This is a genomic window from Legionella navarrensis (genome assembly GCF_052527415.1).
Map to the genome: position 1 here is coordinate 135,259 of NZ_JBNVZR010000004.1, position 26,600 is coordinate 161,858.

A 26,600-nucleotide genomic window follows, 5' to 3' on the forward strand; every position below is an offset into this window, starting at 1 on the left:
CCCTGGTCGATTTTTTATCTTATGCCTGTAAAATTCAGTACGTGTTATTTATCAGCGAAGAAGCCTCCGTGTCGCTGTGCTCATCAAACAGATTATAGTGGACAGGCTCGTCACCATCGCTATCCGCATGAAGAATAGATGACACATTATCTTCAATACTAATCCTGAATTCCGCTGCGAAAGGCGTGACCAGCAAGTGCTCGGGCTCCTGTTGTTTTTTGTAGTCAAATAGCAAACGATAGAGATTGGCCCGGATATGATTCGATATCATATGATACAGGGGCTGGTCTGATTCTTCGTAATCAGGAAATAGAGCGTTGAAAAAATCCTGACTGTCTGAGGGTAAATCATTGACGGAGGTGATTTCCATGTAAAGCAGGACATCGGTAAAAAAGGCGTATGCCAGCCGCGTATGCATATCAAGAAGCAATAAAATCATTGGGCAAAAAACAGATAGCCCAAACATTATAAACGCACCCGTTGAAAACATCTCAAAATATGGCGACAGAATCAACACCAGTATTCCGGGAAGGCTCAGGGAAAGAATTGCGAAACGGAAATAATTTTCTTTCTCAGCCAACTGCTCGTTTGGGGTTCGTTGTTTTTGAACCTCAGCGATTGATTTAAAAAATACAGTATTGAGAGCAGTCGAGGTTCTGCGTCTATTTTCAGAATGAAAGTCACTTACGAATCTGACAGGATCGGATAAAAAGGATTGTCTTCCCTCGGCATCGAAATGATCAATAATGCCTCTGATTTTGCGCAAATCAAGCTCGGTAAAAACGTCGCCCTGAGTCATCAAATCGCGGATTTTCGCCACACAATAAAGATTTTTTTCAGACAGCTCCATCGGAATCGAACACAGTGAATCCATCACATAATGATAAAAAAACCGCGATGCAAGAGCCAGATTAATATGGTCGAGGGGATCTTCAATGAGATCAATAATTTTCTGAATCAGCTCATACGGCAGGCTCGAAAGATGGTCTCTACCATGTTCAACATCTGCTTCGGGCTCGTGCGAAAAAAAGCGATTGCGCTTCGAAAACAATCTGCTGGGCGATGCTGCCACAATTACCTCGTAAATCAGATTAGTACTATTTCCATTTAGTTTTGACATGTAAGTGTCATCCCCGCGCAGGCGGGGATCTATTCTCCAGCGTAGCATTGTGCGCAAATCGTGGATGGTTCCCCGCCCGCGCGGGGACGACAAATGTCAAAATTAAATGGTAAAAGTACCAAGGTTATCAGGGTGATAATATTATCACTATGCTCTTTAAAAGCACTCTATATTCCTATAGTATTGATCATTTTTAACACATAGGGGCAAGTTATGATCATAACGCTCATGGGTACAAAAACGACATATGATATCTCAGATACAGACGCGTTCAGCAGGCTGCGAGCAAACATTTCTACCATGAAGTCCCGAAAACAATGGGACAGGCTGTTACATATTAACCGCCAGGTTACCCACCTTGAGGGCTACAGCGGAAAGGACAAAGTCCTATGCAATGCCAAAAAAATTGCCCAACTGACAGCAAATCTACCCATACCCCCTGCCGTTACGCCTGTCCCGCCGACCGTGATCAATCGAGATGAGCCAGGTGTTGCCGCCAGTTCATCTACCGACCCAACGCCACCAGAAACACCGCTTTACCTTCCCGAAATCACGACAGGAACAACCTGGGTCATATCCATGGCACCATTGAACAGTTCAGGTGATATTTATCACATTCTGGCCTATTTAATGATATTGCAGGCCAGAGACAGGCCATTACCCAGGGTGCAGTTAAATTATGATGTTGATCCCAACGAGACTCCAACCCATTCCACATTGACGGTAGGCGATCAGGTAAAGCGCAGTATCGATTTTGCTGCAACCCTCGGCATGGCCGGGCATTTTACGCAAGTAAAACTGGATTACAATAAGACCGGTCGCGAAGGGACAAGACAAAAGCAGCTGGAAAAGCATTTTACCGAGCGCTCTGGCGTTGAGGATATTCGCTATATCGACCAAATGGCGACCACCGCTTTAATATCACACGAGATATTAGCACACGGGATTGAGCCTGTTACGCATACTATCCAGCAAGGATTTTCAAGGCGAGACGCACGCGGGTTTCCTCTTGACGCCCGAAACGCTGTCGACAGATACGTAGGTCACGCCATGCGCCAAATAGCCGAGCTGGCAAAATCCGAAGAACAACCTCTGATTGTTTTGCATGTCAGACATTCCTCCACGGCCAACAATCATCTTAACCTGCCTGATTCATTTATAAGACAGCTGGCTATCTGCCTGCACAGGCAAGAGTACCAGGTCTGTTTCATTCTTGCAGACGATCGAAAGGTTAAAGCGCGTTATGCTGAAAGTTGCGCTACCGAGACCGGAGCATCATTTGTCGTGCTCGAGCCTTTTAAGCAAAAAGACCTGCTCATCGCTTCGGTTGATTACACAAAACAAGCGCATTTACAGCTGCTCCAGGGGCTGAGAAGCTACGGGCGGACACGGGGTGTGATAGGCAATACCAGCGGAACGCTGGACATCGCTGCCTTGATAGGCATGACAACCTACTGCATACATCAGTTTACAAAGACCCGCCTGTCTTATCAGGAATGCCGTCTTTACTTTCAACTGGCGTTTATGTCTCTGGGTGCTCTGGTAAATCGAGGCCATGACTATGTCGATAACGACCTGCAGGGATGGCTGGATGAACCCCGGCCCCGAAGAGGTATTGGCTTATTTGATCAACCGGCTGATACAAGACCCGTCCCCGCGCGAATAGACGAGAAAAAGCAAGACCCGGGCTATTCAAAAATGTTTTATTATTCGTTTTTCAGCAAAGGGGAAAAACGCGCGGTAGAAATGGCAGAACCCAGTGAGGTAATACGTCAACTGTCAAACACTTAACAAGGTTTGCTGTAGTGTAACGATCAAATCCCCTCTCTCCCGCGCGCAGCGTGGGGAGAGGGGATGGATGAAGGAGTATAAAAGTGCTGCGCGTCAGCGGCTCATTAAAAACGGCCTGTCGTCGGCATCGCTGCTGTCAGACTCTATCGATGGAATGGATACCTCTTGCCGTTCCTTCTCTGCTTTCAGGCATTTGAAAAAATGGCGCGCGCCAACCTGTCTGGTTTCTCTGGATAAATCCATATAGGCTCTTACAAACGCCTCGGGCCTGCGAATACAGGCTGCTTTGGCGAAAGCAATATATTCGGCTTTCCCATAAGCCGGGAAATAAAATAACTGACTTCGATTCAACTCGGCAGGCGAGCGCTCCAGCCTTCCACCTTGAGCCCCATCGTTTTCAGAACCCAATACCATAAAACCTGGCTTGTCGGTTGCCGTCAGATAGTCTAACAACAAGGCCTCAAGAGAAGGATTGATATTTGATTCATCAAGAATCACAAACGCCTCGTCCTCCATGGCACGAGTCAGCACCCCAAGGGCTTTCGAGCTGTCGCCGCTGATCAGGTAAATGGCTTTATTCAGCTCACGCTCAACAATATCCGCACCAGGTCCCTGCCCGTCTTCTGCAGACAGGCGGTTAAGATAAAAGGTCAACACGGCACGCAACAATGTCGATTTACCAAGACCAGGTTCGCCTTGTAAAATCAGATATCTTTTGTGTTCTACAGGCTTCCCCTCACTGAAAAAACCGAGAGCGCTCTTTTTCCCTTTCCCCTTCCCTTTGTCAGCGACGCTTTGAGCGCGGGCCCTGGCGGCCTCGCAGACAAGGGATTCGAAGCGCATGTGCAGGTTCATCAGCAGGGTGTCGATGATATAGGCTTTCTCGCGGGTGGTGGAAACGGTTGGCGTGAGAGGAATAAGCGCGTCGCCCTGCAGATAAGGCAGTTGATAACGCTGGCCGGTTTTTTCTTCCAGCTCGCTGATAAAAGCACGCCTTTTGGCCTCATCTTTAATGGAACAGGCAAATTCACTGACACAGGCGCGTAACAGTGACGGCATAACCGCAGCAGGTTCAATACGGTAAAGATGAGCAAAACGCTGAGCGAGACTCTCCATGTCGCGGATAGACGTTGGCAGATAAGGATTATAACGGCTGATTAAATGATAGGCCTCTAACAAAACGGGTATAAACGCATGCACGTTCTCAGGTAATATTCCCTGTGCGTGTCGCGTCAGGAACGCATCACCTGGCTTTTCAAAATAGACCGTATTCGCATAATCCTGAATGGCGGAATGGTAATAACGTCCCGGAAAACTTTCAGGATTGCCCGTTAGAATCATCTTCTTGTCATGCCCGTCCCGGCGATAGACCTGACCTCGGTACAAAATGGTCTCCTGGCCGCTGCACAAACCCTTGATCAGTGCGTCCAGTGCGTCTGGAGGCAACATATTCGCCTCGTCACACAGCCAGACGCTGTTGCGCCCGTCACTCAGCCACGCCCCAATATCTGCGTCCCCCATATAACAGTTACCGATCAGCTTTTTGACAGACCAGGTTTTCCCAACGCCGGGCTCACCTTTGAGCATCAGAATTTTTTGACGCGGATCCTGAAGAAAATGGCGCAGCTGCTCCTGATTTTTTGCAACGCCTTTGTGTTCAGACAGATTGTCCTGTGTGGGCTGTAACTGACAGGCCTCAAACAGGCGCTCCAGCGCTTCAGAACGTAAGCCAGGCATACCAGCCTGATAAACCACCTCGGCCAGATCCGGTCCAAGAAACGAGTGTAAGTCCAGACCATTAAAGCAGTTGAGCACAGTCCAGAGGCTGCGCCGCAAATCAGTCATTGTTTTGATTCTCAGCTGGGCCAGTTTTTCTGTACGCAAAGACGTTCTGTCATCCGGTCTGAAATAATATTTACCCAGGACGTTCAAACAGGCCTGCTCTTCACTGCGGCGAGGATAGTCATATAAAAACAGGCCCTTGACAGGGTTATGCCTGTGCCGGGATCCGCCCTCCTCTAATGCCGCCAGAAACCCGGTGAAGCGCGCATGGTTCATCCGCAATGACTCAGGTCGCCCTCGTCCAGCGTGCGGCACTATAATTGCAGCCCGATAAAAAGCCTGAATCTGCTGTGCATACAAGGAATCCGGGTAAGGCAGGTTTTGCTGATAATCGGCCATTGTGAACCGGGCGTGTCTCTGTATGTGAGGCCAATGCTGACATTTATCTGCCGGTAAGACCAGATACAGACGCCCGGTCACATCAAGACGCTGACCATTACTGAAGACATGAGACTGGCTGGCGCACAAAGACAGCAACTGAAAATACAAAGCCAGAGACAGCTCACCATTCAGAATTACGGACTGCCCCTGCAGCAGAGCTTCCAGCACGGCTTTTCTTTGATACACAAAACGATTAATGGATCCCTTTTCTTTGTGCACAACGGCTATCAGTTCATTGAAATGCGTAGCTTTATGCACATAAACCACCCAGGGCGAAGTCAGCGAGGCTGCCAGCCGCTGCACTAGATAATCAGGATCGGAGCTTGAAAAAATGCGCGTGTCGAAATCAACATCCTGGGGTGGCAGTGCTTGCTCATGCGCTCGAGCCGATGTCGCATAGCCTTCTATCTGAGATCCCGGCGACAGCAGAAATTCAAAAGGTTTACCCGGGTATTGTTTCCCGCAATATTCCAGCAATGATTCCCAGTATGATTTTGCCATGCTGTCGACAAGATAAAAAATATCCCTGTTCTCTTCATACCGGTCTAATAGCCCACCTCTCAGACTGTGCACCTGCCCCTGCCCGTCTATCTGCAACCCATTGTAGAGTTCATGCAGGTTATGCATGCCGATATATATTGGGGTTCTTCTCTGAAGCAGGTCAATGCCCCCCACATAGACACGCAGCGCGCTGGTCGCAAGAATCCCGCAGAGATACCTGCCATCATCCACGCAGGTGTCGATACGAACCGAAGCGGAAACGGCTTTCATGCGTCCGGTTTCATGACACAGATATTTTTTTTCTTCATTGATCTGATGCTGCAATAGGGCAAAAGCAGGATCCTCTGGCGGGCTGTAAACACGCAGCGCACGCCCTTGCCGTATAGCCTTGCTCAGTGCGCCCTCGCCGACAGCCAGTCCACCCGGGGACAAATCCACACGACCCAACAAAACCTCACGCCAGCCAGGACTTGCAAAGAGATATTTTTCTATAGGTTTTGCCTGCAAACCAGCGTGGCCTGACGTAACATCGCTGAGCAGCTGCCGGGCAAAATCGCTGCTGATATCCCATGGCTGCATCCTTGATAAAAAAGCAGTTCCCGTAAGGCTTTGTTCGCCAATCAGGCTCACAACCAGCAGATTTTTTGGCAGATAAAAGCTTTCGTCGTCTATAAACAACATGCGTGGCCTATCCATCAGGGTTTGATAGCCCGCTCTCTGCGCATGGGTAAAGGGGGTCCAGTCAATCACCAGGACGGTCAGTTCATGCTTTGTTTGCAATAATGAGCGCAAGGGTCCGTTTTTCTTTTCAACTATTTGTCCTGCTTTAATTCTGAAGGGTTTTAAATACCTTAAAAAAGCGTTTGGACTGTCAATAAAAAGATGCCGGGATAAGGTGTCTACCCCATTTGCTTCGAGATATCGGACCAGACCGGCATTAAATACATAAGGCGATAGAGCGTTAAGAATAACCAGAGGGGGGGACGTATGTCTTTCGTTAAACAAGGGAGCCAGTGAGTCCAGGGTTCTCAATCGGATGAATTGTTTAAATTGATCCTGATAGTGTTCGAAGTACATCTGATCCTCGGGATCATCAATCCGGATCGATTCCAGCGTAATCCTCTGATTTTCGCGTATGTTCCTTTCAATCTGCCAGAAAACATTATCGTCCCCAAAGGAATCGGATGTCAGGGATAAATCCAGACGTTTGTAGTTCCAGCCATGTGTTTCGTTCTGCCATGGTATGGCACAGAACATATGGCTGGTATTTGCAACAACATCAACCGGACAACCGAGAAAATGCGACAGCAGCATAAATCCCTGGCTTCGATGCCGGCATACGCCCTTGCCTTCTTTGATGATAGTCAGGAGATTACTCAGCTGACAGCCAGCGTTGTCCGTTAAGGGAGCAACAGTAAACGCGCGGAAATAAGTGGTCAGCTCCCGGATTTTATATTCCAGTGTATGGGTTTCATCAAATACAAAGCCTAACACCGGATGATCATGCAGCTCATCATAAATCCGCTCCCTCACCGCTTCTGGCAAGAGTAACTGTGGGTTGACCTGATGAAGACGCCCCGTGTTTTTTAAATCAGTATAAAAAGGTTTTTTTCGCACCTCAAAAAACAGCTGTATTTCTTTTGGCTTTACCACAGCGGACGACCACGTGATAAAAACCTGCTGGGTGCGCTCATGGTAATGGCAGTCAATCAAATCCGGTTCTTCTGCATACAGACCGGCAAAATCCTCCTCACTTTCAAGCGGATACCAGCCAGGCAGAGGGCAAAAAACACCTGGGGCCAAAGAGCCTTTTATGTATATCAGGCTGTTGTTGTCCTGCGAAACCCGTTGCATCAGACGGTGCCGAATCTGATCATCCTGCTCCAGGATATGCTTTAAGGGATAAAACCGTCTCATGTCTTCGGTGGATGTCGAAAAAAAAAGCTTTCCCTGCGTATACATCACTCTGTTTTTAACAAAGATCCTGACGTGCCCGGGTATCTGTCCTTCATCTGGATACACATTGCACAGCATCGGATAAATATTGATGTTGTCCTCGACAAAAGCCGTGTCAGTATCTACCTGATATCCGACATCCTCGAATCGAGGCACGGGTAAATCCGATCGCTGGCTGCCACTATTCAGGCGTGCTCGAATGCAATAGAGAAGCCCCGCCAGGCCGGCCATCAGCCCGGCTCCGGCCGCACAAGCGAGGACAATATGCCATACGTCCAATGCACGGTAGGCATTGACGCCGGTCTGAGCAGTTGTGCTGGCAGTTGTGGTGCTCAGGGTTGATGTTGTCGTCGACGTTTCTGTCTGTGGTAACGTGGATGGTTCGTGGTTGTGGCTGTCGGCATGGTCATTCAGGAAATAATAGTAATCCAGCAATAAACCAAGCGTGAGCAGTAGCACGGCACTCAATGAGAAAGTAGCCAACAGGCGGTAAGTCAACGGGTCAACATGGCAGCGCGAAACCAGAGCAGCACTGGACGATGCGCTGAAGGAATGGTTGTTACTATCAGAAAAATACCTGATACAGTCAGGAGCAAGGTCATAGCTCAATATCCCGCGCAACATACTGGCATTGTCTGCACTTATCCTCAAATGCTCCAAAAGAACGAGATGCTCCTGATCATAGTTGATCTGCACTGACTTTGATGACTGAATGTCAAGAAAACGCAGTGCCCCCGCCCCTGTCAAATTTAAAATGAGAGGAACGCGCAGCTTTCGAATGGCCAGTGATTCAAGCTGGGAGCACGCGGAAAAATCCAGAGTCAGGGTTCCTTTTGGCGTGGTTTTGCCGACGTCATACAGGTTCAAAAATCTTAGTTTTGGTCCGATAAACCTGAATATAAAATCGTTTTCATCACTTGCAAATACAAGGTTTGCAATCGACAGATATGTTACCTGACTAAAACCCATGAAGTGTTCATTAATAAGGTTGAGCCGCCTGTAAAGCTGGTACTTCTCCTTCCAGTAGAGGGCATTACGGCAGTTCCCTGGACCTGGTTGCTCTCTGTAATGAACTACCTGGGCGTCTGTTCGCCGATGCCGAGGGCCCTTGTCAGGAGGATATTCGGCCTCACTCAAACCAGGAGCCGGCGGGATATTAAACGCATCGAGGTTCATATTGTCTGGCAGACTGAGCCGTTTCAGAGAGGTGGCGCTCGATAAATCAATTTCGAGAGTAGTATCGTCCGAGATGCGATTAATGCTCAGAGAAAAATTCTCCAGCGATCGCAGCAGATCATGCCGAGTCCTGCCCCTGGAAAGACAGCTATGGAATACGTTCACACGGCCAAGAGAAATCAATAATGACTTAGTCGTATCAAAATGCAGGCTCAGTGATCTCAGAGACGGATTGGATGCGATGTAGTCATTGAGCATGAGACTGCCGTGCCCCATCGACACGCCTTCCAGACGCAGATCCTCAAGCCCTGAAGGAAGCTTAATGGTGGCGTTGTGAGGCATAAAATTCAGAACTCCGCGTCTCTCTTCGCTCCAGAGGATGCTGCTGTTTTTCAATATGAACGTACGCAGGCTATGGAGTTCGCCAAGAAAGAGTTGTGTACCGTAAAATCCCTGCAACTCCAGAGTATGAACCTGCGCCCCGCTGGCAACGCTGAATCGACGCCAAATGATGTTTTTGGCAAGACGGATAACCAGCGTATTCAAGGAGGTTGATGCCGGCAGTTCAAACATCCGTTCCGGCATGAAATGCGACAAAGTCAGGTTCAGATTCCTGAGGTATTTTATGTTGTTCAATACCCATTGGGCATTAGCGTAACGTACTTCCAGGCGCTCAAGATTAGGAAACAGGTTTACAATCGTATTCAAGGCATCGCCAGACACAGGGTTTACTGTGATTGCCTGGATAGTCAAAGGGTCTGCACAGTCAGCCAGTTCATGGTACTGGCTGGGCTTAACATGAGTCAGATTCAGCGTGCCCTGCGCCGTATTTTTCAGGTGCTTCTGGATCGAAAAATTATTAACATAAAGATGTTGTGCTCTTGCCGTTATCTGCCTGTACGCTTCAAAATCGATAATCATCACATTATCCAGAGACAATCCTTCCGTGACGAGTGATTCGATGATACGTTGTGTGGCAACAAAAGGCTGAAACGGTTTATTGTCCCAGAACTCGGTGGGGTCAGTCAGCGGTCTGGCTTCACGAAAAGGCCCATTATTATCTGGCCAGAAATAAACATCAAAATTCGCAATGAGTGCCGCAAAAAACTCCAGTTCAAACAGCGATACCGGCCCACGCCCGAGTATAGGTTCGGAGACAATAATCTGTTTTTTTTTACTGCCGGAACTGTAGCAGACATGCTGCCAGATATGCTCATCACGTGCCAGCAAAAGCCATGAATCAAGATAGCCAGGACCGCTGCTGTCATGATAAATCTGAGGATCCAAAGCAGAGAGTTCCAAGCCTAATAGTGAATAAATATCCTGCTTCGTCAATGGCATTTTTACTTCCAGGCCTGTGAATTATTTTTGCAGCATGATAGTTTATCGAGCTCATTTAGTAAATTAGAAATTTTTTGTAACTACTCTGGTTCCCGAGTAGTTACAGTTTTTTCAAAATAATCTGACAGCCACAGCCTGCTATAATTACAGACAAAATTACGTCAAAAAGGCTCCACCATGGAAACTGCACAGGGATTATTGGTCAGTACCTCATCATTTGATGCAATTGAGCGCATCAACGCATTCCAGCATCAAATCCTGTCTGCCGGCGCACGTGCTGAAGAGATCCTTGCAGCGGCAGCTCAGCATCCAGACTGTCTGCTGATACAGACCTACGCCGGTGCGTTTTATCTGTTCGCTCAGGAAGATCAGGCCAGTCAGACAGCTCAGACTTATCTGCTTCAGGCTGAGAAAAATCTGCTTAAAGCCAACGAACGTGAAAAGCTAAGCTTCCAGGCCATAAACGCATGGTTCCGCAAGGATTTTGAATGCGCTGCGACTCTGTTTTCTGCAATTGCCATGCTCTACCCTCGCGATACACTGGCACTTAAACTGGCGGAATGGATGTTTTATTGCTGTGGACAGGCGTTTAACGCCCGCCGTTATCTGCATTTGTGCGAATCAGTTGCCCATGAAAATCAGGGTGATCCATGGTTTCTCTCCTGCTATTCGTTTGCCCTCGAGTTAAGCGGTAAATACAGCGAGGCAAAGGCCGTAGCAGAAAAGGCGATGAGCATTGAAACCGTGACACCATGGGCCCAACACAGCATGGCACATATTTATCTGATGACCGGTCAGCGTGAAAATGGCCTGCGCTTCATGCATCAGGTCAGACCATCCTGGAAAGACATCATGCCTTTGATGAGAGGCCACAATGCCTGGCACCTGGCTCTGTTTTATCTCGCCGGTCGCGATGAACAATCCGTACTGGACCTTTATCGAAGTGACGTATGGGGGAATATGCCCGATACGATTCTTGAGCAAGTGGACGCGATCTCTATGCTGTGGCGCATGGATTTGGCTGGATTAGCTCAGGATACCCTGTTTAAAGACGTTGCCGCACGTATCGCGCGTCATCCCATGGACTGCTTCACCGGATTTAACGCGGTTCATTTTATATACTGCCTTGCACGCGCCGGCGATGGGAGCACTCTGCAGCAAGCGCTAACGCACATTGAAGCCTTCGCCCTGTCTCTGACACCCGGTCAGTTCCGAAAACTATGGCTGGAGGTGATTATCCCGTTTTGTAACGCGCTGGTCGCTTTTGTGCATAAGGATTACGTGCATGCACATCAATTGTTACAGCCCATTATAGCCGATTGTTTTCAACTGGGCGGTAGCGACGCGCAGTGTGAGTTGTTCCTTCAGACGTATTTGATTTGCCTTATAGCCTGCAATAAACAGAAGGAAGCCCGGCTGTTTTTTGAGCGCCATTTATCTCATTATAAAAACAGCGAGCTGGAAAACTACTGGTTCAGCGCCAGGCATCACTGACAGGCGCACAGAAAGCACCCGGATTTATCTGTTTTAAGTGGGCAAACCAAACCGCGACCGTCAGGAGGCAGAAACTCTGGATACGCACGTTTCAAAGCTTCCTGACGGTCGAGATTCTGACAGACTGCCCGGAAATAAGGCTTGGAATGAAGATATTCCCGCCCTCTGTCTGTTTTACCCCTTGTGAGTTTTTATAAAATCCGCAAAGATGTGATATGCCTTGAACAAGCAAAGATTAAGATAGGGATATCATGTCGTTTACGAAAGTGCTTTTTTTAGCCGTGTTGCTGGGAATTGGTGTGTGTCATGCCGAGGAAACCGATCAATTCACCCTTCCCCCGGGCGAACTGGCAGATATTGGCCCGGCTGCGAGCAGCCGCCTCTACGATGTACTGGGAGCGCTGATTACAAAAACCAATACGGATATTCGTAACCTTCAGGCAGACTCCCGCCAAAGCCGCCATACAAAAGAACAACTGGCCCTGCGGCAAAAAGATGTTTATCTGGCCGATCAGCTATATCAGAAGACTGGTCCCGGGTTTCCACGCTGGATGCGCTGGAATCGTTTACCTGATTTCAGCCAGCCTAAGTACTATAAGGAATCGCGACCATGGAAAACCGTGTACTGGCTCGTTTTTTCTCAATCGCCACTGTTTGTTGTGGGTCTTGCTCCCACGGTTAATATGTACGGGTATTATTTTGGCACAGACAAACTCGGACATTTTTTTATGCAGGGTCATACCTATTATAAGATGTATCGCTACTGGCGGACACATGGTAAATCACCCCAGCAGGCGCACGATGCGATCGTATTCTATGGGCAGCTTCTCGAACAAAGCTATCTCGGCACACTGATAAACGGGGTGTATTCAAATGGTGATTTATCTGCCAATTATGCCGGCTGGAAATTTTATATGAACCTGGCTCACCCCGTAAAAATTGGCGATAAGACATTGGCCCCTATCCTGGTATTGAAAGATCATCAATGGCAGTTCTCGCCGCATATCAATCGGTACACGCTGCTCAGGCCGTATATTTCAGATCATCTAAATGAAGCATTTAACCCTTGCCGTTACAGCTTCATGCGCTGGCAAATCAAGCGGCAGGTAAAAAGCCGCTGCTCAGTCTGGATTGAACGGTACGGAATTACTCCAAAACTTATCGATGAAAAGCGCGATGAAACCCGCTTGTGGCATGGAGAAGAGTATGGACACTGGCTGCCCAAAAGTAACGAGATAAGCCTGAGCGCCTGTTTTTCCTGACATCAGGTCCGGGAAGAGCAGGCCTGCATATGTTCCTCAGAGTCACTGCTGTCGCCAAACAGACCATAGTCATCAGAGCTCTCTTCGCTGCTGATAATCTGCAGTTCAGGCTCAATACCGCTTTCAATACAGATTTCCAGTTCAGGCTCCCAGTCAGGAAGTAAAGGCAATGGTGCCGGCTCCTCAAGCAGCAGAGTATACATATTAGTCTTTATGTAATTTGATAAAAAATGATAGAGGGGCACGTCTGTTTCTTCGTAATCAGGGAAATGCTCTTGAAAAATAATACGACAGCAGCTACGCAGATCGCCCACTGAGCAGATTTCCGTGTATAACAGCGGATTGGTATAACAGGCATAAGCCAGACGGATATGAAGACTATAAGACAGTAATAGAAGCGGTAATACAATGGCTGATATGGAAGCCATAAAACCAGCGAAAGTCAGCAGATTCAGATAGGTCAGCAGCATTAGAGACCAAAAGCCTGGAACGGGCAGGAGTAAAAGAGACATAAAAAATACATACTGCCTCTGCTCAACCTGCTCATCATTGGTTCGGTATTTTTTGATTTTACCAGCTGGTCCGAGAAAAAGTTTACCAAACACACTTTTTTTCCGCAGATGATCCACGTGGAAGAAGCTCTTTGCTAACTCCACGGTTTTTGGCAAAAGGTGAGCGCGGAGATGCGGACCAGAACCTTTCAGTATTTCTTTAATTTTTAATAAATCAGCCTTAGTCAGACAGCCACTTTTAGCCATAAAATATCGAATTCGTACCAGCCTGGATAATTCTATGGGTTTTGCACAAAGCGCAGGGCTGACGACATGAAAAAGATGCCGGGAGCTAAGGGCAAGGCTGATACGATCGACCGGATTTGAGATAGTCTGAACAAGGTACAGCAGTAATTCATCCGGTAAATTTGAGAGATAGTCTGCACCTCGCTGGTCAGTGACGGGTCGCTGCGAAAAAAAACGATTCCCTTTACCAGATAATACTCTCGACGATGCTGCCAAAATTACCTCATTGCGTCAGTTTAAGGTTGCCAGTCTTTTCATGGCACTATACATAAACACTGCTGCGATTTTCAACCTTAAAATACCAGACTTACAGGATCATGCAGACGGGCTTACCTGGGTTCTGTTTTTTTACCCTTCACCTCGACAACCTTCAAATCATCGAGGAAACACTTTGTTTCACCACGCCAGGGAGCTGTCCATTCTTCGCAATGATAAAAAATAATCACGTGACTGTTGTTTTGCATGGCTGTTTCAGCCTGCTTTATCATGTCAGAATGAAATTGCCCGAGAGTAAAGTGAAACTCACGCCCGGTGGCGCCACTCGCATCTTCAAGCCCGCCGCGAATCAACTCACCCTCGTAGGTTCCCCAGAAACGACCTTCCTTGGCAATTTTGACGATAATACCTGATTTTTGCCCTGACTTGGTTGTCCAGCATCCGCTGAGAAACAAAGTGCTCAGGATAAGAAGCAGGTAGATCAATTTTTTACTCATGTCGATATTCCTTTTTGCTAAAACGTAGTTAAAGGTAATTATATACCAGATTATCTTTCTGGGCCCGGCAGAAAGATTTGCATCATGCGCACTCAGAGTTTCCGCTCCCTGACGGTCACGGTTCAGAATGGAGCCGGCAACATGCCCTTATAATAGACAAGCTGTCGCCCGGATGATATTATTTTCCGTTTGATTTTATAATATCTGATTGAGTATTTTGAGTGCCCCGGTTATTCTCGGCACCATATCCTGTATTCTGCCTTAAAACCAGTGTCATCATGTGGAAAAATAAATGACTAAAAAACTCTATATTAAAACGAATGGCTGCCAGATGAATGAGTACGACTCATCCAAAATGGCTGATGTTTTGCTGCAATCTCATGGCATGGAAAAAACTGATACGCTTGAAGATGCCGATGTTATCCTGCTGAACACCTGTTCCATCCGCGAAAAAGCTCAGGACAAGGTGTTTTCCCAGTTAGGGCAATGGCGGGAATATAAGAAAAAAAATCCACATGTGATTATTGGTGTTGGCGGCTGCGTTGCCAGCCAGGAAGGCGGTGATATCATCAAACGCGCGCCTTATGTCGATCTGGTATTTGGACCGCAGACCCTGCATCGCCTGCCCGCCATGCTTGAAGAGCGCATGACATCGAAAAAGCCGGTAGTCGATATCAGCTTCCCTGAAATCGAGAAATTCGATCACCTCCCCGCTCCGCGTGCCGAAGGCCCGGTTGCCTTTGTTTCCATTATGGAAGGCTGCAGCAAATACTGCAGTTACTGCGTTGTGCCCTACACTCGCGGTGAGGAAATCAGCCGTCCTTTTGACGACGTACTGGTTGAATGCTACAGACTGGCCAGCCAGGGAGTGCGCGAAATTAATCTTCTTGGGCAAAACGTAAATGATTACCGTGGTCGCATGGAAAACGGCGACACCGCAGATCTGGCTTTGCTCATTCATTATGTCGCCGCCATAGAAGGAATTGGTCGCATACGGTTCACGACGTCACATCCGCTGGCCTTTTCAGATAATCTGATCAACGCCTTTGCCGAAGTACCTGAACTTGCCAATCACCTGCACCTTCCGGTGCAAAGCGGATCAGACCGTATCCTGTCGCTGATGAAACGCGGTTATACCGGCCTGGAGTTTAAATCAAAAATCCGCAAACTGCTGAAGGTTCGCCCTGATATTCGCCTGTCCACAGACATTATCGTTGGCTTTCCTGGCGAAACGGATAAAGACTTTCAAGACACGATGGATATGGTTCATGAAATGGGCTTTGATACCTCGTTCAGCTTTATCTACAGCCCGCGTCCCGGAACTCCTGCGGCTAACTTGCCTGATGAAACGCCGATGGACGTTAAAAAACAGCGACTGCAGATTCTGCAGAATCGCCTGCTCACCAATGCAGCACGTTACAGCCAGGCACTGGTAGGCACCAGGCAGCGCATTCTGGTAACCGGCACATCCAAAAAAGACGCACAGCAGCTGGCAGGACGAACCGAATGTAATCGCGTTGTCAACTTCGAAGGTCCGGCTGAATTGATCGGAAAATTCATACTGGTTGACATCAGCGACGCGCAGCCCAACTCTCTGCGAGCGCGCCTTGTAGCCGATGCCTGCCCGGCATAACCCCGTATTGCGCCCGGGTTCGACCGGGCCTTTTTTTTGAGGATTCCGCTTGACTGACAATACCCCACTCGTCATCCCCGTGGATTTACACGGTTTACGCGTAGATGCCGTTTTAGCGCAATTGATACCCCGGTTTTCCCGTTCGCAGCTGACCGCCTGGCTCAAAGAGGGAAAGATCAGCGTTGATAATCGTATTCTAAAGCCAAAAGAAAAAGTATCTGCCGGTCAGATCATACAGGTCAGTGTTGATTTTGACGCGCTCGAGAACAAAGTTGAACACTGCGTTGCTGAAAATATTCCCCTGGATATCATTTTCGAAGACGATCATGTGATGGTCATCAACAAACCCTCCGGGCTGGTCGTGCACCCGGGAGCCGGCAATGCTCAGCATACACTGGTCAACGCCTTGCTTTACCACGCGCCATCCCTCGGGCAGTTGCCCAGAGCCGGCATTGTTCATCGTCTTGATAAAGAAACAACAGGGCTGCTGGTTATTGCCAAAACGCTGCCCTCCCATACCAGCCTGATACGGCAAATGCAGGAGCGAAGCATCCAGCGTAATTACATCACCCTGGTTCAGGGACATTTGATCGTCGGCGGAGAGATCGAGACCTGCTATGGCCGTCATCCCCGCAACCGCCTGAAAATGGCCGTATGCCAACAAGGGCGCGAAGCCATAACCCACTATTCCATTCGCAGACAATATCAAACCTACACCCTGCTGGATGTAAAACTGCTAACCGGCAGAACCCATCAAATCCGTGTGCACATGGCGCACATTAACCACCCCGTAGTCGGTGATCCGCTATACGGTGGACGAACCCGCTTTCCCGAAAATGCCAGTGACGATCTGTTGCTTACTCTGCGCCAGTTCAAACGCCAGGCTCTGCATGCCAAAACACTGGCCTTCCATCATCCGGAAACTCATGATCTCTTGACATTTGAAGCGCCTTTACCGGATGATTTTCAACACCTTATTGACGCACTGGAACAACATCATGCCCTTTCTACATTCTGAATGGCCTGCCCCACCCTCTGTTCATGCCCTCAGCACCCGTCGTTACCCGGGTGCCAGCCTTCCGCCCTTTGACGGCAATAACCTTGCCCTTCATGTGAATGATAACCCTGAGCACGTTCAGACCAACCGTCAGGCACTGGTGGAATCTTTACAGCTGCCTGGTGAGCCCGAATGGCTGAATCAGACACACACCAACCTCTGTGTGCTGGTTGAGCAGGACAGTAACCGCAACGCCGATGCCGCGGTCACCCGGAAAGCTGACACCGTTCTGGCTATTATGACAGCGGACTGCCTGCCCATTGTGATTTGCAATGAACAGGGCAATGAAGTGGCCGCCATACACGCTGGCTGGCGCGGTCTGGCGAATGGCATTATCGAAAACACGCTCGCCATGATGGAAAGCCCGCGTGACGAACTGATGGCATGGATTGGCCCCGCCATCTGCGGCGCCTGTTACGAGGTAGGCGATGACGTGCGTGATGCCTATCTAAACGCCTGGGAGTTCTCTGATCCGTATTTTAAGGCACGTGATGGTAAGTGGCTTCTTGATTTACCGGGTATGGCAAAAAACGTGCTGCTGGAGCTGGGTCTTGGCGCTGTGTATCCGTCACTGGAGTGCACTTTTGAAAAGAAATCTGATTACTATTCATGGCGCCGTGACGTGCAAACAGGTAGAATAGCGACTCTTATCTGGTTCAACCCTACAAATCAGGATTAATCTATGCCTAACAGACTTCGAAAAATAATAACCGGTTTTGCCATGCTTTTTCTGGCAGGAATGGCCTGCGCACAAGACACACAGACCCTTGAAACTCTGGCACCAGTTTTAAAGCGAACAATGCCAGCCATTGTTAACGTGGCCGTGCAGGGCGTCATATTAGCCCCTGTTGATGATGATAACAGCGGAAATAACAGCGGCGACCAGCAACCGCCCGCTGAAAAACCCAAAAAATTCCAAAGCATGGGCTCCGGCGTCATCATCGACCCTAAAAACGGATTAATTTTAACCAATGATCACGTTGTTCGAAATGCCAACCTGATTACGATTACACTGAATGATGGCCGTCGATTAAAAGCCAAACTGATAGGCGGCGACAGCGAGACGGATGTGGCGGTATTAAAAATCGATGCCAACAATCTTAAAAGTCTGCCGATTGGCGATTCGGACAGTGCTCAGGTGGGTGATTTTGTTGTGGCCATTGGCAACCCCTTCGGCTTAAACAGTTTCGGCAACGGCCAGTCTGCCACGTTCGGTATTATCAGCGCCCTGAAACGCAGCGATCTGAACATCGAAGGCGTAGAAAACTTTATCCAGACCGACGCAGCCATTAACCCAGGTAACTCAGGCGGTGCCCTGATCAACACCAAAGGCGAGCTAATCGGAATAAACACGGCCATTATTTCACCTTACGGTGGAAACGTAGGCATAGGCTTTGCCATTCCCATTAACATGGCTAAAGACGTAGTGCAGCAGCTGGTTAAATTTGGCTCCATTCATCGCGGTCTGATGGGTATTTTTGTACAGCATTTAACACCTGAACTGGCTCAGGCCATGGGGTATCCAGAAGATTTTCAGGGTGCTCTGGTCGCTCAGGTCAACGAAGATTCACCTGCTGAGAAAGCCGGATTGAAAGCCGGTGATATCATCACGAAGATCAACAATACCAACATTACCCAGGCGACACAGGTTAAAATCACCATCAGCCTGCTGCGTGTTGGCAGCGATGCTAAAATTACCATCCAGCGCGACGGCAAGGAAATGACCCTGAATGCCGTGGTAACGGACATCAAGAAACACGAACAGCAACTGCAATCCGTCAACCCATTTCTGTATGGTCTTGCTCTGAAAAACTTTGAGCAGGAATCGCCCATGCATGGCAATGTGATTGGCGTTCAGGTAGTAGGTGCTTCTGAAAACAGCGCAGGCTGGAGAGCGGGTTTACGTCCTGGCGATATCATCGTTGGTGCCAACAAGCAGGAAGTGAAATCAGTCAAGTCGCTGCAGGCAATAGCGGCACAGCAAAAGCAACAACTGCTGGTTCAGGTATTACGCGGACCAGGCGCGCTGTATCTCTTGATTATCTAACAAGGCAGCATGATTCAGGATGGCAACGCTTGCCATCCTGAATATAAGAGAGGCAACATGACAAGCAGCCTGAAAAACAAAATTATCCTGATTACCGGAGCGTCAAGCGGTATTGGCGAGGCCTGCGCAAAGCGGCTTGCAGCGGATGGCGCACGTTTAATTCTCACGGCAAGACGGCTGGATCGCCTGAATGAACTGGCTGATGCGCTGAAAAAATCACATGGTACAGATTGTCTGACACGCTTGCTGGATGTGAGTGACAGGGAGGCTGTAGCACACACCATAGACGGCCTGCCTGCCGACTGGAACGCCATTGATGCGCTGATCAACAATGCCGGGCTGGCATTGTCTACCGATCCGCTGCAGCAGGGACGACCTGAGCAGTGGGATACGATGATTGACACCAACCTGAAAGGCCTGCTGTATGTATCTCGTCAGGTTCTGCCAGGCATGCTGGAACGGCATTCCGGTCATGTGGTTAATATTGGATCCGTCGCTGGTCAGGACTGCTATCCCAATGGCAATGTGTACTCCGCAACGAAACATGCCGTCAGAGCCATTACCAAATCCATGCGCATGGATCTGGCCGGGAAAAATATCCGGGTTACAGAGATTGCTCCCGGTGCAGTGGAAACCGAGTTCAGTAAAGTACGCTGGAGTGACGAAGAGCGGGCTAACGCGTTTTATCAGGATTTTAATCCTTTGCTGGCCGAAGACATCGCAGACGCCGTTCATTACTGCCTGACCCGCCCGCCCCATGTTGATATCGCTGAAATGACTATATTCCCCACCGATCAGGCGGCATGCAGCATGATAAACCGCTCTGGGCGCTCCTGAAAATCCTGTTGAGTGCTGACAGGGATACATGCTAACGTACTGTTTTTGGAAAGGATTATCCGGAGCAGCTATGTTAAAACGTACCTTGGTCAGCCTTCTTTTTTTATCATCCGCCAGCACCTTCGCTGATCCGGTTCAGGATTTAATCAACAGTCATTTGAAGAAATACGCGCAGCAGGAGCATTTTTCCGCCATTCAGGTTTCCGTTAAGGTTGGCGACAAGGTTACTCATTACACAGCCGGCACCCGTTCTCTTGATCCTGACAGTCCTCCCTTAACCTCGGATGATCTCTTCGACATTGGCAGTATCACCAAATCCTTTACATCGACGCTGGTTATCAAAGCAGACAGCGAAGGCAGACTGTCATTGAAAAAAACGGTTGGTGATTACCTGAAGCAATATCCTCACTGGGCAGGCCTGACCCTGGCGGGGCTGCTTGACATGAGTACCGGTATACCCAATTACTCCAATGCTCCCACCATCAATTATCTGTTCAGCAAAAACCTGACGCAATTCTGGAAGCCGCAGCAATTAGTTAATCTGGTTTACTCCCAGCAACACAACCCGCCCCTTATGGATGGTTATTTTTACAGTAATACCGGTTATATCCTGCTGGATATGATTCTCTGTGATATTTACAAGGAACCGTTTAAAAAACTGCTGACAGATAAAATTATTACGCCGCTGGGCTTAAAAAATACCTTCTATCCGGTTCCTGATTATCCAGAGTCCGTTTTGGCCCGCATGGCCCATGGCTATTCATGGAATGTGTATGACAACCCCGAGTTATTAGGGCAGGATGTGACGAAAAATAATCTCAGCTGGGCCGGTGCAGCGGGCGCAATCGTCGCAAACAGTGGTGATGTGCTGAGCTGGGTTGATGAGTTATTTGTTAAGGACCGGCTGTTAACCGCTGAAGAGAAAAAAACCATGCAAAGCATGATCTCACTGACAACAGGCAAGCCCATCAGGCAGACGGATAAAAGCGATCCCAAAGCCTTTGCTCTGGGTATCAGCCAGGGTTACGACGAGGTGATGGGAACGTATTGGTTTTATGAAGGCAAGACCCTGGGCTACCGGGCTGTCTATATGTACTCGCCAGCCAGTAACATCATCATTGTGACCCTGTACAACAGCGCGACAAACTCCGAAAACGATAAGGTGGGTGAGTTGATACAGAAAATTTATCAGCAGGTTAAAAAAGGTTAGGTTTTCGAGGCACCATCCCGGATTACGGCTACGCCTAATCCGGGCTACGATCCGTTACCCAAATTGTACCCCAAATTGTAGCCCGGATTAGGCGTAGCCGTAATCCGGGGCACTGTCCGATAATCAACCCTTGGCTGGAGTCATCTGCCCCTGAAGCTGCTTGATTTCCGCTTCAAGAGTTGTCTGCAGCTGCTTTAACTGTTCCTGCGACTGTTGATTCAGTTTTTGCATTTGCGCCTGCAGCGTCGTTTGAACCTGCTGGATTTGTTGCTGCAGTTGTGCACTCAAGGCACTCAATTGTTTTTGCTGGTTATCGTTCATTTGTTTCAGCTGTGCCTGAATCTGCGTATTCAAATCGACAATTTTCTGGCTGGTTGGATCCACGGGGGCAGTCGCAAATGCGCTCATGGCCAAAAGAGAACCGGCTATTAACTGTACTGTTTTTTTCATTATTTAGTCCCTTAAAATTATGAAGTGAATCAACTCTTACTGTAACCCGAAGCAAACACCTGATTCCAGTACCATATAAACATTCGACGACTGACAACACATGTCTAGAGCAAATAAATGCATTCTGTGGTTTTTTAGACCTTAATGATTTACAATCGCAAAAAATTCCTTCTGAGCGTGCTATGTACCATTACAGTGAAATTAAACTTATCCTTGATGCGTGGTTTGAAAAATCAGCCCGGCAAGAGCTTCAGGTATATGGTGACCAGTTAGACCCAGAGAGCGGCGAACCGGCTCTGTTTTTAAAAATTCGTCGGACAAATGCAGGTCTGTACCGGATTCAGTTCGCCGATGATCAGACGGGGAGATGGTCCCTTTTAAACGAAAAAAGCCTCAACCGCCACCATCTTTCCATTGCCCTCCTGTCAGACTCCATAAAAAAACACAATGAACGCTCAATAAGACGTAGACAAACAATTGGCTTGATTATAGGCAGTGTTGCTTTCGGTTTATATGTTGCAGCAATTGTGGCGTCGGCTGTGTTCAGCGGCGGCGTGACGCTTGGTCTGGGTGTTGCGCTTGGGATTGCTTTGGGTGCGGGTGCAACAGGCACCCTGCTCTCCTGGTTCGGATTTAAGGAAGCGAAAAAATGGCTGCATAAAAACCTTGAAACCGAAACCCTGCCCAAAGGCACCTACGAACACAAAGCGCATCCCAAAACCTGGCTGGAAATCATACTAACCCCCTTCTCCCTGCTCAACGCCGGATTAAAATGGCTGACCCGCACGTTTATTCTCGACAGTGTTATCAGCAAATTTATCCTCGGTAATGCGATTGCCGTGGTCGCTAACCGTGGTAACCCTCACTATCGCACCGAAGCTCAGGCGGTCACCAAAACACTGGCTACGCTGATTTTTCCGGCAGGCCTGCAATCGCCAAAAATTCACCGGGATGGCCGAATCTACCTTGGCCCCGTTCTCGGCAGACACCATCGTTTATTACGTGCCTTTCATTCTGAAAACGAAGGCTTTCAATTTAAGCCGTTCAAGGTTCGCGTGAAGCATGGTGTCGTTCTGGATGGCGTAGAAGCCAGCAATGGCGTAGACAGAGATGAAAATGCTCTGCATGTCCTCTATTTTAATGGCAACAGTGGCTGTTATGAAGAAAACAATCATGTCATTGCAGGCGATTTGAAAGCCTGGGCTGACGAAGGAAAAGCCGTTAAAGCGGTGCAGTTCAATTACCCCGGGATTTTGCGAAGCACAGGTCAGGTGACATTTGCACAGGATCTGATTGATGCCGGAATTGCTCAGGTTGAACGCCTGAATAAACAACAGGGTATTCCTTATCACAAAATAGGACTGCATGGCGTGTCCCTCGGCGGCAGTATCGCCAGCCATGTGGCATCGTATTATCATTCCCGCGGCATAGAGCTGGCAGGAACGTATCTGTCAAAAACCTTTTCGTCTACCACCAACGTTGCCGTGTCATATGTCCACAAACTGCCCTTTGTCGGCGGCATTCTGGGCTTTCTGCTGCGGCCCCTCATCGTGTTTGGGCTGTGGGGAACACGCTGGCAGCTGGACACGGCAGGACATTTCAGTAACTTACCCAGGGATAACAGAGACTACTCAGTGGTCAGGTCAGGGAAACTGATGCGCGCTCTTTACGCGCCAAAGGACGATCCCGTACTTGCGCACTATGCCTCTCTGCATGAGTCCTGGCATTTGCGTCTGCAGCGCTTTTTTCATAAACGTGGCTGGTTTTCTTATGATAAGTCTTCTTATGCACAGGTGAATCACGGTCATAAAATGTCGGTATTTGAAGATACCGACGATAACGATTTGCCTGTATTTTCTCCCAAAATCTGTGGTCACAGCAGTGAAGACCAGCCTGGTGTACGCCTGTATCACCGCCACACCGGGGAGCATCCTCATTTCGGCCAGGTTCTGTTTCCTCCTACAGGAAATGAACAGGAGAAAACAGAAAATGTGGTGCATCGCGGGATGGCATCGCGGCAGCGCATCCAGTTTTTCTTCAGCCAGAGACAGCCTGCTGTCAGGCACGAGGATCATGACGACAGTGATAATGAAGCCTCAGCGTCGTTAAGTTCAGCGTCAGCCATGGGCTGAACCCTCGGAATCGAAAAAAAGAATCCATACGCGCGGGATAATTCTTTTCCCGCGTAGGAAAAGCGACTCTTTGCGACAGGTTTCAGACCCGACATATAACGCTCAACCGCACGGGTGGCCTGATCCGCTACACAGCGAACGTCCTCAAACCCACCCAGGGGACAGGCTCCAACATACAAAGTTGCTGTATCTGGGTGCATCTGCCGGGCTTCAAGCCGTAATCTGTGGCTCCAGGGCAAGGTGGGCATATAATCTTCCCATATTTTTGTATGCACAATTTTAACCCGCTGCACACCATCCCGATTACGCAGCTCCTCTTTTAATAATCGGCGTTCGGCTGTTTTTTTATCAAGAGTAAATGCGTTATCACCCGGGGGTAGATTGATATAGGCGGTTGCCAGGCGACCACCATCGGGATCATGACGGTTATCCCGGGTGGTGATTAATGCCAGATGCCCCTCGCCCCCTTTTTCCAGCGCCTCTGGCACAAACTGATGCTCGGGAGGCAGTCCCGCCATTCGGCAGACGGCAACCGGGTAACGATAATAAGACACGGCATCGACACAGGCCTGCTCAACATCGGTCAAACGCATGCCAAGGCGCGACCACTGCATTGGCGGAATCGCCAGCACGAGAGCGTCAGCCTCCACAAGACAGGACTCTTCGCCCAGACAGTAAGTCACGTTAACCCCTTCTGATGAGCGCTCGATATGCTGTATTCTGGCTGAGTAAACAATACGAAAATCTTCGGCGATGCGCTCCATCAAATGCTGGAATCCACCACGGATACCAATCAGGGCGGATTTCCCCAGAACAGGCCCGGCAGCCATGGCGGGTAAGGTACCAAGGCCCATGTATTCCATCACGCAATACGCCGGAATATCTTCCATTGCCCCATAACCAAAACCAGAAACAAGCGGCCTGACGAGGTCACAGATCAGCTCCATGCCGTTCTGACTGGCGTATTCGGTGAACGGCGTTTCGAACTGTTCCGGCAAAGGCTGTTGATTATTCCTCGCCTGATGATAAGACCGGACGGCAGAGGTAAACCGACTCCATTGCAACGTCAGTCGCGCGGTAAATGTCAGTTTTTCTGGCCAGGATAACGCGTCCATGTGCTGAAACATCGGAATGGTTCCTCTGGCGGTGGACAGCGACTCCTCAAAAGCGAGCCCTTTCTCATGAACTGCGTCCAGCACCACACCATAATTAGGTGCCAGCAAGGCAGCGCCCAGTTCGGTTTTTATCAATGGCATATCCGGATCACTCCAGGTATGACATTTACCGCCGGCATGCGCTTCCCGCTCCAGGATCAAACAATCTATCCCTTGCTTTTTCAGAGCCCTCGCAGCAAACAGACCCGCTGCTCCTGCGCCAATAATAACCACTTTTTTTCGTCCTGAAATCATCATGTTACTCATGTTAATCGGGGTGAAGACAGCCTATAATGGACGAATGCAAATGTATAATATAAATACAATATTAGTGTGATAGGAGAAATTTATGCTTCCCTCTCCCGCCGAGCTGACTTATTTTTATGAGGTGGCTGGCTGCCTGAATCTCTCTCGTGCGTCTGAGCGTCTGGGCGTCAGCCAGCCCTCTATCAGCCTTGCCATTAAGCGTCTCGAGCAGACGATGAACACCCAGCTGTTCGTGCGTCATAAACACGGGGTTACCCTGACCCAGGCCGGGGAGCATTTGCTAAGTCAGGTTGATCCCTTACTGCAGCACTGGAACAATACCCTGCGCAGCGCAAGGGCAAGTCATGAGGAAGTGCAGGGAACGGTCACCATAGGCTGCCGTTCGGCAGCAGCACAGTATCTGATACCGCTGTTCATGCGGATTCTGGAGAGGCATCCGCAGCTGAAACTTGACTTTAAATTTCAAAGCTCACTGAAAACAAGTGAGCGGGTCATCAACTCGATTATCGATGTAGGTGTGGTAAACAACCCCATACCGCATCACGATTTGATCATTCATCCAGCCGGCAACACGCAGATGAGTTTTTGGGTTGGTGAAGGAGAAAGGGACATTCAGCGCATTGATTCAGGTAAAGCGATTATCCTGTGCGAACCCAATATGCCGCAGGCTCAAGGCCTGTTACGCCGACTCAAAAAAACCGGCGTGCCTGTTGCCCGGGTTGTTACGGCCAATAATCTGGATGTACTCGCCAACATGGCCGCAGCAGGGTGCGGTATCGCTATCCTCCCTTCGTGTTTTGCGCAATCGTTGTATGAGAACAGACTCAAACCGGTCTTAGACCTGCCATCCTGCGAATACGAAGTTTGTCTGATTTATCGCTATGAAAGTAAAAATGTACGCGCCATAAGCACGGTTGTTTCCATGTTTAAGGAATTTACGACCGAGATATAAACACCCACCGCAGACGGGTGGGTGTTGGAATAATCAATATGGTTTAACGATTACTCGAGTGCCGACTCTGAAAAAATTACGTTGCAGCCATTGAGCATCGGAAGGTACTACACGGATACAGCCATGGCTGGCATTGTAGTTAGGTACTTCGTACGAACCATGCACAGCATAGTATTTACTGAAGAAACTACAATACGGCATCGGTGAGCCACCTCGCCCTACAGGGAAACGAGACGAACGACAACCGGCACCACGCATGGATTGGATGGTGTAGGAACCACTGGGTGTGCGGCAGGAACGGCCAATGTCCGGACAGTAAGAGCGCCCACCTGAAGCCCGTCCGCTCTTGACAACACGGCCGTTGTTGTCAATCGCTACGTAGCTGTGTGTTTTGGGATTAAAAATAAAGGTATTGGCATAGCTCATAATGGGCATGCAAAAAATCAGCCCCGAAAAAATCCCTGCTATACAGCGTTTCAAGTTGATT

Annotated in this window: 18 protein-coding genes; 11 read left to right on the forward strand and 7 right to left on the reverse strand. The window is 48.9% G+C overall.

What is annotated here, in order from left to right; genetic code table 11:
• Positions 1-34: 34 nt before the first annotated feature.
• The gene (locus ACQUTA_RS04335; RefSeq protein WP_444986974.1) at positions 35-1,120 is read right to left on the reverse strand and encodes a hypothetical protein; all 1,086 of its coding nucleotides are present in this window, start codon (positions 1,118-1,120) and stop codon (positions 35-37) included.
• Between the two features lie 300 nt (positions 1,121-1,420).
• On the opposite strand from ACQUTA_RS04335, the gene ACQUTA_RS04340 reads away from it, so the two are divergent.
• A complete protein-coding gene (locus tag ACQUTA_RS04340; RefSeq protein WP_444986975.1) occupies positions 1,421-2,911 on the forward strand; it encodes a hypothetical protein in 1,491 nt (496 codons plus the stop codon).
• A gap of 93 nt (positions 2,912-3,004) precedes the next feature.
• Here the strand turns inward: ACQUTA_RS04340 and ACQUTA_RS04345 are convergent, their stop codons facing one another.
• Positions 3,005-10,108, reverse strand: coding sequence for a hypothetical protein (locus ACQUTA_RS04345; protein WP_444986976.1), 7,104 nt, complete (start codon positions 10,106-10,108; stop codon positions 3,005-3,007).
• Between the two features lie 177 nt (positions 10,109-10,285).
• Between ACQUTA_RS04345 and ACQUTA_RS04350 the strand changes: the two genes are divergently transcribed.
• Entirely contained in the window at positions 10,286-11,602 is a 1,317-nt protein-coding gene (locus ACQUTA_RS04350; protein ID WP_444986977.1) for a tetratricopeptide repeat protein, read from the forward strand.
• A 251-nt stretch (positions 11,603-11,853) separates the two neighbouring features.
• Positions 11,854-12,864, forward strand: coding sequence for a hypothetical protein (locus ACQUTA_RS04355; RefSeq protein WP_444986978.1), 1,011 nt, complete (start codon positions 11,854-11,856; stop codon positions 12,862-12,864).
• 2 nt (positions 12,865-12,866) lie between these two features.
• On the opposite strand, the gene ACQUTA_RS04360 is transcribed toward ACQUTA_RS04355, so the two are convergent.
• On the reverse strand, positions 12,867-13,877 hold the full coding sequence (locus ACQUTA_RS04360; protein ID WP_444986979.1) for a hypothetical protein: 1,011 nt from the start codon (positions 13,875-13,877) through the stop codon (positions 12,867-12,869).
• Positions 13,878-13,990: 113 nt separating this feature from the next.
• Positions 13,991-14,374 (reverse strand): hypothetical protein, encoded by a 384-nt coding sequence (locus tag ACQUTA_RS04365; RefSeq protein WP_444986980.1) that lies wholly within the window; start codon positions 14,372-14,374, stop codon positions 13,991-13,993.
• A 292-nt stretch (positions 14,375-14,666) separates the two neighbouring features.
• On the opposite strand from ACQUTA_RS04365, the gene miaB reads away from it, so the two are divergent.
• The 6 genes from miaB (at position 14,667) to ACQUTA_RS04395 (ending at position 21,158) form a co-directional block, all read left to right on the forward strand.
• On the forward strand, positions 14,667-16,007 hold the full coding sequence (gene miaB / locus ACQUTA_RS04370; protein ID WP_444986981.1) for a tRNA (N6-isopentenyl adenosine(37)-C2)-methylthiotransferase MiaB: 1,341 nt from the start codon (positions 14,667-14,669) through the stop codon (positions 16,005-16,007).
• A gap of 49 nt (positions 16,008-16,056) precedes the next feature.
• Positions 16,057-17,025, forward strand: coding sequence for a 23S rRNA pseudouridine(1911/1915/1917) synthase RluD (gene rluD, locus ACQUTA_RS04375; RefSeq protein WP_444986982.1), 969 nt, complete (start codon positions 16,057-16,059; stop codon positions 17,023-17,025).
• Positions 17,006-17,743, forward strand: coding sequence for a peptidoglycan editing factor PgeF (gene pgeF / locus ACQUTA_RS04380; protein ID WP_444986983.1), 738 nt, complete (start codon positions 17,006-17,008; stop codon positions 17,741-17,743). The genes rluD and pgeF overlap by 20 nt, the downstream gene beginning before the upstream one ends.
• A 42-nt stretch (positions 17,744-17,785) precedes the next feature.
• A complete protein-coding gene (locus tag ACQUTA_RS04385; protein ID WP_444987006.1) occupies positions 17,786-19,111 on the forward strand; it encodes a Do family serine endopeptidase in 1,326 nt (441 codons plus the stop codon).
• Between the two features lie 57 nt (positions 19,112-19,168).
• Complete coding sequence (locus tag ACQUTA_RS04390; protein ID WP_444986984.1) at positions 19,169-19,948, forward strand: SDR family NAD(P)-dependent oxidoreductase; 780 nt, start codon at positions 19,169-19,171, stop codon at positions 19,946-19,948.
• 70 nt (positions 19,949-20,018) lie between these two features.
• Positions 20,019-21,158: a serine hydrolase domain-containing protein gene (locus ACQUTA_RS04395; protein ID WP_444986985.1), complete on the forward strand. Its 1,140-nt coding sequence runs from the start codon at positions 20,019-20,021 to the stop codon at positions 21,156-21,158.
• 123 nt (positions 21,159-21,281) lie between these two features.
• Here ACQUTA_RS04395 and ACQUTA_RS04400 read toward each other — a convergent pair whose 3' ends face one another.
• Entirely contained in the window at positions 21,282-21,608 is a 327-nt protein-coding gene (locus ACQUTA_RS04400) for a hypothetical protein (protein ID WP_444986986.1), read from the reverse strand.
• A gap of 182 nt (positions 21,609-21,790) precedes the next feature.
• Here ACQUTA_RS04400 and ACQUTA_RS04405 point away from each other — a divergent pair, with 182 nt between their 5' ends.
• Positions 21,791-23,740, forward strand: a complete 1,950-nt coding sequence (locus ACQUTA_RS04405; protein WP_444986987.1) for a hypothetical protein — start codon at positions 21,791-21,793, stop codon at positions 23,738-23,740.
• Here ACQUTA_RS04405 and ACQUTA_RS04410 read toward each other — a convergent pair.
• Positions 23,680-25,152, reverse strand: a complete 1,473-nt coding sequence (locus ACQUTA_RS04410) for an FAD-dependent oxidoreductase (protein ID WP_444986988.1) — start codon at positions 25,150-25,152, stop codon at positions 23,680-23,682. The two genes, ACQUTA_RS04405 and ACQUTA_RS04410, sit on opposite strands and share 61 nt — an antisense overlap.
• A 91-nt stretch (positions 25,153-25,243) precedes the next feature.
• Between ACQUTA_RS04410 and ACQUTA_RS04415 the strand changes: the two genes are divergently transcribed.
• The gene (locus tag ACQUTA_RS04415; RefSeq protein ID WP_444986989.1) at positions 25,244-26,113 is read left to right on the forward strand and encodes a LysR family transcriptional regulator; all 870 of its coding nucleotides are present in this window, start codon (positions 25,244-25,246) and stop codon (positions 26,111-26,113) included.
• A 33-nt stretch (positions 26,114-26,146) separates the two neighbouring features.
• On the opposite strand, the gene ACQUTA_RS04420 is transcribed toward ACQUTA_RS04415, so the two are convergent.
• Positions 26,147-26,548 (reverse strand): L,D-transpeptidase, encoded by a 402-nt coding sequence (locus tag ACQUTA_RS04420; protein ID WP_444987007.1) that lies wholly within the window; start codon positions 26,546-26,548, stop codon positions 26,147-26,149.
• Between the last annotated feature and the right edge of the window lie 52 nt (positions 26,549-26,600).